Source organism: Pedobacter frigidisoli (assembly GCF_032678525.1).
GTDB classification, from domain to species: domain Bacteria; phylum Bacteroidota; class Bacteroidia; order Sphingobacteriales; family Sphingobacteriaceae; genus Pedobacter; species Pedobacter frigidisoli_A.
The window spans coordinates 670,752-685,243 of the sequence record NZ_JAVTSE010000001.1 but is presented as its reverse complement, the minus strand read 5'-3'; the positions used below and the strand labels follow the sequence as shown (position 1 = coordinate 685,243).

Annotated in this window: 7 protein-coding genes; all 7 read right to left on the bottom strand. The window is 42.9% G+C overall.

Features of this window, described 5'->3' with window-relative positions:
- Positions 1-26 precede the first annotated feature (26 nt).
- Complete coding sequence (locus tag R2Q80_RS02920) at positions 27-1,352, bottom strand: rhamnogalacturonan acetylesterase (RefSeq protein WP_316798144.1); 1,326 nt, start codon at positions 1,350-1,352, stop codon at positions 27-29.
- An 81-nt stretch (positions 1,353-1,433) separates the two neighbouring features.
- Positions 1,434-3,167, bottom strand: coding sequence for a RagB/SusD family protein (locus R2Q80_RS02915; protein ID WP_316798143.1), 1,734 nt, complete (start codon positions 3,165-3,167; stop codon positions 1,434-1,436).
- Positions 3,168-3,184: 17 nt separating this feature from the next.
- The gene (locus R2Q80_RS02910) at positions 3,185-6,385 is read right to left on the bottom strand and encodes a SusC/RagA family TonB-linked outer membrane protein (RefSeq protein WP_316798142.1); all 3,201 of its coding nucleotides are present in this window, start codon (positions 6,383-6,385) and stop codon (positions 3,185-3,187) included.
- Between the two features lie 62 nt (positions 6,386-6,447).
- On the bottom strand, positions 6,448-7,890 hold the full coding sequence (locus R2Q80_RS02905; RefSeq protein WP_316798141.1) for a fasciclin domain-containing protein: 1,443 nt from the start codon (positions 7,888-7,890) through the stop codon (positions 6,448-6,450).
- Positions 7,891-7,923: 33 nt separating this feature from the next.
- Positions 7,924-9,741 (bottom strand): fasciclin domain-containing protein, encoded by a 1,818-nt coding sequence (locus R2Q80_RS02900; RefSeq protein ID WP_316798140.1) that lies wholly within the window; start codon positions 9,739-9,741, stop codon positions 7,924-7,926.
- Between the two features lie 9 nt (positions 9,742-9,750).
- Positions 9,751-11,217 (bottom strand): RagB/SusD family nutrient uptake outer membrane protein, encoded by a 1,467-nt coding sequence (locus tag R2Q80_RS02895; protein ID WP_316798139.1) that lies wholly within the window; start codon positions 11,215-11,217, stop codon positions 9,751-9,753.
- Positions 11,218-11,229: 12 nt separating this feature from the next.
- A complete protein-coding gene (locus tag R2Q80_RS02890; RefSeq protein ID WP_316798138.1) occupies positions 11,230-14,490 on the bottom strand; it encodes a SusC/RagA family TonB-linked outer membrane protein in 3,261 nt (1,086 codons plus the stop codon).
- Positions 14,491-14,492: the final 2 nt, after the last annotated feature.

The following is a 14,492-nucleotide window of genomic DNA, read 5'->3' as shown; positions in this document are numbered from 1 at the left end:
CGCCTAATCTCCTGTCATGTAAATGCCTAATTCCCCGCTGGCTTAACCAAATCCATATCCAGACTTGGCGGAACGTCAAAGTCAGCTACAGCATCAGGCTTCGATGGGTTAAAGCTAAATCCGGGAATTAAAAACTTTTTAAGCCCCAGGTTGGATTGCTGAATACCCAAAGCCACGCATTTCGCCAGCTCATAAGCCCCATAAGGATTAAAATGGGTATTATCTGCCAGTTCTTTATCCTGACCCGGATAGGTATTGGCAGGATAAAACACGAAAGCTTTTTTTGAAGGTTCCACACCCAAAACATCGTATAAAACGGCCGTCATAGCGTTCAGGTCAATTAACTCCACCTTTTCATCGGCTGCTACTTTTTTAGCTGCGGCCGGGAAATCACCAAGTGTATTGATCGTTTTACCATTCTCATCGAAACGGCGTCTGCTGGTGGAAGTTACGACTACCGGGATTCCGCCTTTCTTTTTCGCTTCAGCGATATAGTATTTAAAGTTGTCGGTATAGGATTTCCATGCACCATCATTTTCTCCCTTCATTTTCTGATCATTATGACCGAATTCAATAAAAAGATAATCGCCGGGTTTGATGAGTGTAAGTATTTTTTCCAGACGTTTCTGTCCTTTAAAGCTGGCCAGGGTTAATCCCGATTCAGCATAGTTGGCAAAAGCCACTCCCGGTTCGAAAAAACGCGGAATCATTTGTCCCCATGAAGCCCAGGGCTCCGCACGCTGATCAACCACGGTAGAGTTTCCGGCCAGATAAACCGTCACCTGATCATCCACCTTTGTAATTTCCAATGCAGCAACAGACGGTTTTGCACCATTAAATTCAAGCGTCAGTTTTTTATCCCAGCTTCTGCTGTTTAGTTCCCGGTCGTTGAGTTTCACCATGGCGCCTGTGCTGATTTCAGGATTACGTACATTTACAATAAAAGTTTTTGTTACAAACTCACCCGATTTAGTGGTGATGTTTTCAAGCATCAAACGGCGCGCTTCGGCTTTCACAGTCGTCGCGGTTTTTACTTTGGCATCGCCCAGGGTCAGCGTCACTTTATAGTTGCCTTCCGGTACATTTACCGAAAAATAAAAGGGTTGACCTGCAGTGATCGTGCTTTGTTTGATGAGGTCTTTCCCTCCACCCAATGCTACATTCACCGGCGTACCCGGTTCAAATCCATATCCTTTTTCAGGTGTAAATGCTGATTTTTCGTTGACCAAAACATAACCTGCTGGTACTTTGCCGGAGCCAAATTTAAATTTGTAATTGCTTTGCTGGGCGAAGAGTGTAATGCTTGATAAAAGTAAAACGGAAAGTGATGATATGGATTTGAATTTATTCATTAGTGCTGATGATGACTGAATTTTTATACAAGATATGGATTAAAATCTTTTGCTTATTCTTTTAAGAGTCCACCGGATTATTTATTTAGCCCAGTCGAAAGGTAAATACCAGTTGGCAGGATCCATTAGTTTCTCCCTAACCGCACTGGCATTGGGATTTCCGGCTTTTAACAGTTTCTGATAAATCTTATCGGCAAGGAATGCCGGATTATTCTGCCGGCGGGCAATGCGTAATAAATCTGGCCAGCGGTTACCTTCAAATGCAAGCTCCAATGCGGCTTCTTCAATCAGCTTGCCTTCCAGGCCAATCATATCGGTCTGAAAACTTACGTCAATCGGATTTAACACTGCCCTGCCTCTTATACCGATACTGCGGTACCAGGTACCAGACACATCGTTATTTTTTCTCGCATCAAAGTAGTAAGGCGAGCTTTGTGGATAAGGAGTAATCATGGTATTGAGTTCCGCGACGGTAGCGGGCGACATCGCTCCAGCAACAAATGTTCCTACATAATAAGTTCTGTTTAACCCGATGTTTAGAAATGCCCAACCCAGTTTGGTCTGCCCGTCCCGGTTAGCCGCTTCTGAAAAGCGTAGGTGTAACAATGCAGCACGGTAGATGCCCCATTTACCACCGTTATCGGTAAACTTTGTGATGGCATCACCCATTGCTGAAGCTGTGTAAGACAGTTTACTTCTCGAATCATAAGGAATACCATTGTTACCTCTTTGGCTATTCCACAGGTCTTTTACGGCCTGTGATGGCCGGATCTGGTAGCTTTTAAGGGGTGAGCAAAGGTCAATCATCGGATTAACAGGTTTAAACGTAGATCCGTAAGGCATCGCCCAAAACCATTCAGAGCTCCATGCACTGAGGGTAGTTGGCAAACCAAATATACCACGCCAGCCCGCATCAGGACTGTTTAGCAAGCTACTATCGTCCTGACTTCTGGTAAACTGTACAGCCAGGTTAGAGTATACGGCATCAACAAAATTGTTTATTTTATAGAAGTTAAAACGTACGTTATCGTTAGTATTAGTATTTTCAGCATTCATCAGTTTAGCATAGTTTTCTGCTGCTTTCAGGTAATTACCTTTCCACAAATACAGATCACCCAATAAAAATGCTTTCGACATGAAAAGCTTTTGCGTGAAGTTCCCATCAATGGTTACCAGAAGCGAACTACCTGCCGGATAAGCATATGGTTCCTTATAAGGTAAATTTTCGTTTAAAGCAATCAAACGGTCTAATAACTGATCAAAAGAAATTTTAGGATAGGTGTTCAGGTTATTTAAATCCTCAACCGTTTTGAAAGAATCGGTAATATAAGGCACACTACCGTACTGTATCCCCAATTGTAAATAAATCCAGCTTCTAAGGGATGCAATATCAGAGTAACGTTTATTGTAGTCATCCACACTCATCCTCAGGCTGGCTTTCATCGCATCGAAATTTTTAAGCACATCGTTGCAATTCACAATTACCTGATAGTAAGGCCTTGGATCCACATAAGGATTGTTTTTTGTTTCGGTATGTGAAGATAGCTCCTGTAAATCGGCAGTCGATCTGCTGGTCACATCCATCAGGTCGCCGCGAAGCTCGTTTTGCAGTACGTATAGTTTTTCAAGCCCCTGGAATTGCCCGTAAATCCCAATTACGGCGGCATCTGCATCAGAAACCGTTTTAAAACCATTGGCACTATCCAGTTTATCTTCTGCAGGTACATCAAGCATTTTCTTGCACGACCACTGGCCCGCCGACAAAACACCAAGTAAGCATAACGCTGCAATATTTTTATTGAAATTGATTTTCATAATGAATTTTTCTAAAATTATAACCCTACTCTTACACCCAACTGAAACGAACGGAACTGCGGTTCGAGCGTAGTATCTACACCCTGTGTAAATAAACTTGCCGAGTTGCTGAATTCAGGATCGTAGCCGAGATAATTTGAAACAGTGAACAGATTATTACCCGTTGCAAATACCCTGGCATATTTCACCGACTTTAACTTAAGTGGTATGTTGTAGGTAAGTGAAACGGTACGCAATCTCAGGTATGAACCATCTTCGATCCAGCGATCGGAAAACTTCGCATTTCCCATCGGATCGCCATAGGCCACTTTAGGTACATCAGTAATTTGTCCATTCCCTTTCCATCTGTTAATGAGGTTAGGTGTCTGGTTATAGTAAGTACTTCCCGATTCCAGCTGTGCACGGGTATAATTGTAAATATCATTTCCTTGTACAAAGGTAATCAGGGCATCCAGACTCCAGCGTTTGTAGGTAAAGGTGTTACTGAAGCTTCCGAAGAAATCGGGATTTGGATTACCGATCACGGTGCGGTCGTTGGCATCAATAATTTTATCACCGTTACGGTCTGTGAACTTTACATCCCCTCCGGTAAATGGCACGAGGTTACCCAGGCTGTTGCGGATGGACAGTCCTGCAGCAGCGGCTTCGGCATCAGTGGAATAGACGCCATTAGTGGTTAAGCCGAAAAACTGATTGGCCGCGCCACCCACCTGTGTGATATATGCGCCACCGGCATAACTGGTGATGATTGCATTGCCACCTGGCAGGCTGGTGATTTTATTTTTCGAAGTACCTATGGTGATGCCGGCATCCCATTTGAATGTTTTGTTTAAAATACGGCCATTTAGCGCCAGGTCTAATCCCTGAGTTTTCATGCCACCGTTGTTGTTTAGATAAGAAGCTGTTCCACCAACTGAATTCACCAGCTGATAAGTGAGCATGTTGTCGGTATGGTGATTCCAGTAATCCAGACTGATGCTCAGGCGTTCGCCGAAAAATGATCCGTCAATACCTGCGTTCAGCTTCCGAACAGTTTCCCACTGCAGGTTAGGATTAGCATAGTTGCCGGTCATTACACCACGCATACCAAAGAGGTTTTGCGAAACATAGTATTTGCGTGCCGTGTAGTTACCCACATCATCATTTCCGGTTAGTCCGTAAGTAACCCTTAATTTCAGTAAATCAACACGGTTCAGGTTTCTTATAAATTTTTCTGAAGAAATTACCCATGCTGCGCCGATAGCGGGCAAAACGGCATACCTGCTGCCTTGAATCCTTAAACCATCATCGAAGTTCATAAATCCCTGCCCTTCTTTGATTCCAAATCTCGATGAACCATCAACGGCAACAGCAACATTTAAAAGGTACTTATCTGCGTAACTGTAATTGGCAGTAAAATAATTATTCAAGGTGCGCCATTTACCGATGTCACCACCGAAAGTCCTGAATGCCGAGTTACTGTTTCCAATACTGATCAGATCATCTGTTGCAGAGTTAAATCCGGTAGCAAAATCCTGTTCTGCTTCACTTTGCGAATACCTGAATCCCACAATAGCATGTACCTTATGGTGTTTGCCAAATGATTGGTCGTAGGATAAGCGCAGGTCGTTATAGAAGCTGAAGAACCGGGCAACCTGGGTACCTAAACGACTATCGCCCACCACATTCGAAAGCGTATCATTGGTAACACCCTTTCTTGGGATGAACAGTGTTTCCTGTGTTTTATCATAGGTGATACCTGATAAATTGGAAAGTTTAAAGTTTTTGTTAAAGGTGTAATCAAAATTAATGTTTCCAAAAAAGCGGTAGGCCTTTTTAAAATTGGTTCCTTTTTCAATCAGTGATCTTGGATTACTCACCTGAAGGGTATCGTAATCGGCCAGATTTGGTGATACCGAACCGAAAGCATCGATTTCGTTGCGTCCCATAAACGGAGATTTTACCAGCGAAAGAAACAGTGGATTTGTAGCACTGGCAATGCCCTGATCTTTAAGCCGCTGCTCGGTGTAAGTGAAAGATAAACTGGTGGTTCCCTTTAACTTTTTGGTGAGGTTCAGATCACTGTTAAACCTTGTACTGTACTTAAGATTATTGGTACTGTCCAACACACCTTTATCATTACTATAACCCACTGAAAGCGCATACTTAGCGATGTTGTCTCCGCCGGATACCTTCAGAAAGTAATTCTGATCAAAACTTGTTCTTAATACCTGATCCTGCCAGTCCGTTTCATTATGGTATTTAAAATAATCTGCACTTGCAGGATTGGTATTCATATAGGGTTTGGCAGCAATGGCCACATTGCTAAGGCCCTGACTTTTTAAAATGTCTGACAAATACAGACGATGTTCATCTGCATTCATCAGTGGCAGATTTTTTGGTCTGAGGTTTACGCCGCTAAAAGCAGAGAAATCAATATTAGTAGCCTGATCATGCGCACGGTTAGTGGTAATCATCACCACGCCATTCGCTGCACGCGTGCCAAAGGTAGCCGCGGCAAGCGCATCTTTTAATATACTGATGTTTTCAATATCCTTAACGTCGATAAATTGCAAAGGATTGTTAATATGACCTTTAGTCAGGGATTTGCCGTAACTATTCGCATCGTAAATCATCCCATCCACCACGTACAGAGGCTGATTGGTGGTATATAGTGAATTGAAACCACGAATGAATACATCTGCACCAATACCTGGTGTACCCGATTTCCGTACAGCCTGTACACCTGCCGCTTTACCCTGTAGGAAACTCATCGGGGTTTCTGAGTTGTTGGTCCAGCTGTTTTGCAAACCGATGTTGCTTACAGCGGAAATAGTACGGGCCTGTGACTCTACTCCGGATGGTGTAACGACCTCATTGTACACAGAAGTGAAACTTAAGGGATATAGCCTGGTTTTGATTTCTTTCTCCTTGTAAACCGGTAATACCTTGGTTTGGAAACCATCGGCTGAAATGATTACAGTAGCGTTGAAATCGGGAACAACAATATTGAACCTTCCTTTTTCATCCGTAATGGAAGCCGTAAAATTAGGTACAGTAACATTCACCCCAACAAGAGGCTTATTGGTATTTCCGTCAATGACAATCCCCCTCACCCTTTCGCCCTTTACTGCACGGGCTTTCACCTTTACAGTAGTGGTATCCGTTTTTGTTTCAACAGAGTCTGTTTCCTGTGCTTTAACCATTCTGCCAAGCACAAGCAAGCACACCGTGAGCATACAAACTTTTTTTATCGTAGTAAAATTATACATAGTATTTTCTTTCAAAGCAGAGTTAATAATTAAGGTAAAACAGGTTCAAAGCGCAGGTAATCCAAAATCAGCGTGTTTACATTTACGGAAGTACTTGCGGCAGATGTCAGCCTCAGCAGTAATGGTCCAAAACTGCCGGGTGTATATTCACCCAGGTAAGTTTCAGTATAAGTAAGTGGATTAACCAGATGCGTAAAGGCAAGCGTGTAACCCGGTGTTGCTGAGTTCAGATTAAAAATAAAATAACGCTGGGTAAATGCCGCCACCTGCGAATCGCCCAGTGCACCTGAAATAGCCCTTGCATAAACCTTATATTTAACCACAGGCAGGTTAGCGCGACTATAAAATACACCAAACTCTGAGATTCCATGATTGTATACCTCAATATCTTTATATTCCTTTCCTTTATCGTCCAGTTTGGTGCGGTATAAAACGGTACGGGAAGCGGATATATTCACGAGTCTTTCTCCCTCTATTTTAAACTCAGGCACTTTATCTTTTACGCGGAATGGCAATGCACGAAGGACGTGCACTATCCCATTGCTGCTTCTGTAAGATTTAACCACATTGGCTTTACTTAACGGGACTTTTGCCCCGCGAACAGAGATCAGTGTATCGGGTAATTTATCGAGTGTATAAACACCTTTAACTGTAAGGTCTTTCACTACATAGAATGCGGCATTCTGATTTGGGTCTATTGGTGAAAAGAAGCTACTCAGTTTTGCCGATTCAGCTGTAAAGGCCGCATCCTGAAGCATAAAATAGGTGTACTGTTGCGATTCATCACGCAGATCGGCAACATTTACCCAATAGGTATTGCGGGCAATCATGGGTGGATTAGGTGCAAATATTGGGGTTCCGGATGCGTTGTAACCAATAATAGTGGCGTTAGCACTATCGATTACCGATATCGATAAGGCATTGATATAGTTTTTTTGCAGGTTGGCATCGGTACTTTGCTGCATGTAATCCCAGATACTTAATTTACTGGGTACTGGCTGATCAATTTTATACAAGACACCGTTCTTTACAAACTGACCGCTCCCTACAATATTTCCTTCTTCAAAAGTACTGTTGACGAAATTACCATACTTGTCATTCATTAGTTTTATCCGTAAAGTATCATTGGGTTTTACGGATACCTGGTAAAGGGAAAGTGCAATGTGGTTCCCCACAAATTCCTTCAGTTTCACCGGATCAGCAGCAATTGCAGGATCGAGACTGGCAATTGCCGTATTGGTGGGTGCCCAAACGGTATAGTTTTGTGCCGTTGCCAACAGTTTATCATAACCGGTACTCTTCACGTAGCCGTTAAAAATACTTAAGTCGCCCTGAGTATCCAGTCTTTGAGAAAGGTCTACTGTATTATCGGCATTTGTGATCTCATTATGCACCTCCAGATTATCCTTGCAGGAATACAATCCCATGCTCAGGGCCAGAAGCGTGATATATATCAGATATTTCTTATTCATTTCAATACGTATTTGGTTAGCTTAACAGACTGCTTAAGGGCGTTTAAAAATAACACCTGGTGTTGGATGAAATCTTGGATAGTTCTGGTCATCATCAACAGGTATGAAATGAATCATATCCAGGTTAACACCATTTCCATTGCCCCTTAAAGCAGTTAAACGAATCCAGTGCCGGTCAGTCGTTTTGATATCTACCGTTCCAGCAAGTTTCGCAGGCATAATTTTCCAGCCGTTGCTCGTTCCCACTGCCTGTAAACCTTTCGTTACCCCGTCTGTTGCGGTTTCAGCAGTTGTACCCAGGTAGCGTTTAAAGCCATTGGTCAGCATCAGCCCGTCTGATGAGGATTGTAGCGCTCCGGCATCGGTAACACCTGATGACGTCAATTGCTGCGTTAAATCAACCAGATTGGGAAGTATCTGTTCCTGATTGGTACCCACATCTGAAGCCACCTGCAAGAGTGGCCCTGCAACATTATAGGTGTAGCAAATCCAGATTTTGTATTTCCCTTTTACCAGCATTGGTGATCTGAATTCTATCCAGACTGCACGGGCATTGTTACTGATACTCATGTTAAAGTTCATGACATCACGGTTTGCGTAACTTCTGGTATCGGCACCCAATGGAAGGGATGCTGTTGAGTAAACCGGACCAATGGTATTCGACCTGATCTGGTCGAGGCGGATGCCGGCCGTAATCAATTTCCCGTTTTGAAGCAAACTAATCGATTGTCCCGGTACCCTCCAGGCGGCCATGGCCTTTAGCTCCGGCTGATCGCCCAGGTCGAAATAAACTCCGGTAGGAACGCGTGGCTTGATTTTGTAAAAGCTCCTCGATTCGTGTAGAACACCGTTCGAAGCGGTATTGTTGCTAAAGGTTCTGTTTACCTCTACGCCAGGTTCGATCACACCATTAAATTCATCATCATTCAACAGTATTCTGGTTCCTGAAAGTTTAGTGGTTACAATTTCCCCCGGTACAAGTGTTGATAATGATGGCGTTGAAACGATATCCGCTGTATAACTGGCGCCTGGAGATACATGGTAAGCCACATACATCCACAGGCTATCGGTATGGCTTTTGGTATTCCCGGTTTTAGAAAGTTTAGCTTTCAGGGCTGCGAAATTTGCAAACCCTGCTGCACGTATAGCAGAATCAGATTCCAGAACGACTGTTTGAAACCGGCGGGTAGTATCGGGCACGGCAGACTGTGCATAGTTCAATGAGTCATAAAAACCCGTTTCTTTTAAAGCCTGGGTAAAAATACCATAACGGGCATTGCTTTCGATAGTAGCAGCCAATGTTTTAGTTGCGGGTTCAAGAACATGATCAATGACGTGGATGATCCCGTTCCCTACCCTTACATTGGATTGGGTAATTAAAGACTCTTTATTAATGGTAATGTTGCTCGTTCCATTTTGGAAAGTAACACCTGTAAGCAGATATTGTCCGTACAAAGTAATCTGCGCAACCTTACCATCCGTAAACTTCGCTGTTGAAACAGTATCCTGCAATACGTGAAAGCGCACTACATTTTTCAGCTCCTCTGGAGTGAGCTGATCGACCGCTGTTTTATTGATCTTTTTCAGCCATGCATTAACCGCATTGTTATCGGGGGTAAAAATGGTGTACTTACCATAAGCGGCCAGGTAACCTTTAGTGCCCGAGCGGTCTAAAATCTGCGAAAACAGGGAGAATTTATCAGGATATTTTTCCAGGTAACCCGTGATGTTCACATCATCGGTAGTGGCTATGGTATATTGTTCCCTTTTGCAGGCATGAATCACGAACAGGATAAATGCACTGAGCAAAACCAAATAGGTGATCTTGTGAATGTTTAATTTCATTTTCATGTCAGTATACTATTTAGTGTAAAATGGGTTCTGGATGAGACTTGGATTGGTATTAATATCTACCTGAGGGATAGGCAAATAATGACTGTTATAATCCCTGAATTTGGTTATTGCCGATTGCTGCAAGGTTGGCATAACGGTTTTCGATACGACATCAAGCAAAATGTCGATTCTGCTGTAATTATTCCGTTTGGCGTGACGCAACAAATCAAACCAGCGCTTTCCTTCAAAAGCAAATTCGCGGGCACGTTCAGCAAGGATGTAATCACATATTGCGTCACTATCGCCAGGATCAACATTCTGCTCTGTGGCTTTAACGGCGTTCCGTCTTGTACGTAAAGTACGCACCAGTTCTAAAGCTTCGGCACCCCCGCCGGTAAGTGCAAGTGCTTCTGCTTTGATCATCATGATATCTGAAAGACGGTAAGCCTGCCACTTCACGTAAGACGGATTTTCTGTACCGTATTTCTGGATGGTGAATGCATTGTTATAAAATGAACCCGGCCTGATGTCGTAAACGTTATCCGGATCGGTTTCATCAGGGATATAGATTTCTGAAGCAACGAAGGGTGAAGCGATGTAACGTCTTCTGGTATTTACCAGCAGGTTGAAAAACGGGTTTTCAATGGCCTGATCAAACTCGAATATTGTTTCTGTAGATGAGCCACGAAAGAACACGGTATTGTACCATGCCGAATTTGAACCAACCAATGCATAACGCTGCGATTCGATAATTTTATTGCACTCCGCTATTGAAGCCGGATAATCTTCCATCCACAAATAAACATCGGCCAGTAGCGCATTGATGGTAAACTTAGTTACCCTGCCTTTATCTGATTTTGTGTTTCCATAAGTAGTTACCGAAAAGGATTCTGCTTTCTTCAGGTCGGCTACAATTTGTTTTAATATATCGGCCTGTTTGGTTTTAGCCAGGTTTTCAAGATCAGTATCCTTTACAGTCGCTTTTAACTTCAACGGTACATCACTAAAAGTACGCACCAGATAGAAATACATCATACTTCTCAATGTTAAAGCTTCTGACAGGTAGCCGTTTAAAATGGCATCAGTAAGCGTTGGATCGGTACTTTTAACATTAGGGGCATTATCCAGAACGGTATTACAATAATTGATAGTGCGATAGAATGACGCCCAGCTGGCGATGCCATTATCTGAAGTGATGTTTACATTCATAATATCAACTTCAGCAGGGGTAATACTTGGCCCGGCACTAATCATGTCGGCTCTTAATTCTCCGAACATAAACATGTATTCCAGCAGGGAGCGGTCTCCCGCCGTTGGAGGCGCCGCCAGCAGAGAAGTATAACAACCCGAAACCGCAGCCAGGATATCTTCTTTGGTTTTCCAGAATTCCTGGCGCGTAATACCATCCCTTGGCTCGAGATCAAGCCATTTATTACAGGAACTGCTTAAGCTCAGAATAAACAATAAACAGGTAGTATATAGTATCTTTTTCATATCAGGTGAATATTAAAAATTAGCAGTTAAACCAAGCGTTACCGTTTTAATTGGCGGAGTGGTAGAATTATCAACTACAGTATTTGATCCGTTCAGTTTAATGGGCACTTCAGGATCTTGTCCGGTATACTTCGTAAAGGTCAGGATGTTTTCAACGATGACATTTGCAGAGATAGACTTCATCCCAATGCGTTTCATCAGATTTTTAGCAAAATCATATTTTAAGCCCAATGAACGTAGTCTTACAAACGATCCATCCTCAATGTAACGGTCCGATCCGAGGAAGTTATAGCCACCGCCATAAATTGCCCTTGGCATATCGGTCTCGTCGCCTTCTTTCTTCCAGCGGCGTAAAACTGCGGTACTCTGGTTATTAAAGCTGTACATGTTGGTGGTACTGATTTTAGTGCCGTTAATAATGTCATATCCGGTACGGAATGAGAAGTTCACGCTAAGTTTAAGGTTTCCGTTTATGGTAAAGGATGAACCAAAACCACCGGTGATTTTCGGATTACCATTACCCAGATACACGATATCTTTGTAATCGATGTTACCATCGTGATTGATGTCTTCATAAATGGCATCTCCGGGTTGGAAAACATAATCAATAGAAGGATAGGCAAAACGCATGTACACCTTATCGCCGTTAGGCCCTACAATCTGGTTACCGTTTTCATCCACAGCGATTGTGGAGTTTTTATCTTTGTACACGCCTTTAAATTTAAAGCCATAAAAAGATCCGAAAGGATTGTTCTCCTGAACGAACACTTTGTATACATTGTTCTGTGTTACCCTACCCCTGTTTTCACGTGGATACAACGGAGAAACTTCCCGAATCACATTTTCATTGTGGGCGATATTGAAACTCATGTCCCATCTGAATTTTTGTGACTTCATTACTGTACCCGTCACATTAAATTCCCATCCCTGGTTATCCATGGTGCCAACATTCATATCAACAGTAGAATAACCATTATAAGTAGGTACCGCTAAGTCTTCATAGAATAAATCGGTTGTACGTTTACGATAAAGATCGAAGTCGATGTACAACCTTTTGAACATGTTTAAGGTAATCCCTACATTGGATTGGGTTACCGTTTCCCACTTCAGGTTAGAAAGCTCCAGGTTGGTGGAGTAAACGCCTGCATTGCCCAGGTAGCTAAAGCCATAATTCTGGTAAATATTGTAAAAAGTATAATCATATCTCGGTGCGTTACCGCTTTTACCATAACTGGCCCTTAAACTGAAATCATCAATATATTTATCGGTTCTTTTCATGAAAGGTTCGCCTGAAATCCTCCAGCGGGTGGATATTGAAGGAAATACACCATAACGGTTACCTGCACCGAATTTAGAGTTTCCATCTCCCCTGATCCCTGCATTGATGATGTAGCGGTCGAGGAATTTGTATTGGGCAGTGGCCAGTAAACCTACGGAGCGAGACTGGTTAAAAGCCGAACTGGTAGAATTTGAAAGGTTGGTACGGCTATCTACTGAAGGATCGGTCAAAAAAGAAGACGCTGTATTAGTGGCAAGGAGGTATTGACTGGCACGGCGGCTGTCTTCACTATCAAACCTTAAAAAGGCGATCAGATTGTGTTTCGGCCCCAGGGTTGGACTATAAGCTAGATTCATACTGGTATTCATGGTAAAGGAATCACCATCCTGGTCGAAAGCAGTATTCACGACAGACTCAGTAAAAGGGCGGCCGGTTGCAATCTGAGGCAAAAAGGTTTTAACTTTGGTGTTGTTGATATTTACCAGAAAACTTCCATTGAAGACCAATTCAGGAATAATTTTATATTGTAAACTGAACTTTGGTGTAATCCGTTCTCCCAGCTGATGGTTGATACCTGCACTCGCCATCGCCAATGGATTAAAAGTAGTTGAATAGGCCCCTTGAGCTGTTGCAGCAGGGCTAAAGAAATTATCCGTCAGGTTACCATATTCGTCATACTCATACAGGCTTTGGTTTGGCATTTTGGTATAAGCCGTTTCCCTGATCCGGTCTCTGCCACCCAGTGGATTATACAATGCATTCTGATCAATATGGGTATAGGCAAAATCGGACGTAAACCTAATCTTTTCCGATACCACATAATCCAGATTCACCCTCGCTGATATACGGTTAAGGTCAGTACCTATCGTGGTTCCGTTTTGATTAAAATAATTTACAGAGGCACGATAGCGCGCCTTTTCACCACCGCCGGAAATGGAAAGATTGTGATCCTGTAAATAACCTACCCTGGTAATGGCTGCAAGCCAATCGGTATTGTTGCTATAATTGTAGTAATTATATGGATCATTTTTATCGTACTGAAATTCTTTAGCGAATTCAGTGGTCGAAAACTGACGTCCTGCATTGTAAAATTCTTCGAGTATCAATGAAGAATACTGATTTCCATTCAGCATCGGGATTGGGCTTGGCTGCTTGGAATACGATCCTTTAAAATTATAGGAAATGGCTGGGGGGCCGATCGATCCCCTTTTTGTAGTGATCACCAACACGCCATTTGCGCCCCTTGAACCCCACACGGCTGTTGCAGCCGCATCTTTCAATACACTGATTTCTTTAATATCCGAAGGTGCAATGTTTAATAATTGTCCGTAGTTATTTTCATCAGAAGTGGCAAAATCAAAATCAGAAGGAATGGTAATGTCGTAAGGCATACCATCCAATACGATAAGCGGATCTGTGGCACCGTTGATTGATGAAGTTCCGCGAATCCTGATCTGCATAGGTGCTCCCGGATCACCGGTACTGGCCGTGATGTCAACCCCTGCCATCCTGCCCTGTAAGGCCTGATCAATCGATGCAGCCTGCATATCTTCAAGTTCTTTGGCGTCAATCGTAACCGTTGATGAGGTCTGGTCGCGTTTATCGATAACCATTCCACTACCTGTCGCTGCTTTAGCTCTCGAAACAATCTGCACTTCCTCCATCTGGTTATTTTCAGACTCGAGCTGGAAATTGATTACCGGGCGGTCGATTGCCACACCTGTTGTAGATTTGTATCCGATATAAGAAACGGATATGCGGTAAGTTTTATCGGCAACCGGCAAACTGTAGTTTCCATCAATATCTGTTGAAACTCCTTTAATAACCCTTTTATCTTTATCGATGATGACCACAGAGGCGCCAATGATGGGTTGCTTGTCTTTTTTATCAATTACCTTTCCCTTTACATAGTTGATTTGCTGGGCATGGGTAATAGCAGCCATCAGCATACAGCATAGCCAGATAAAAACACTAAAATGATATCTATTGAGCATAT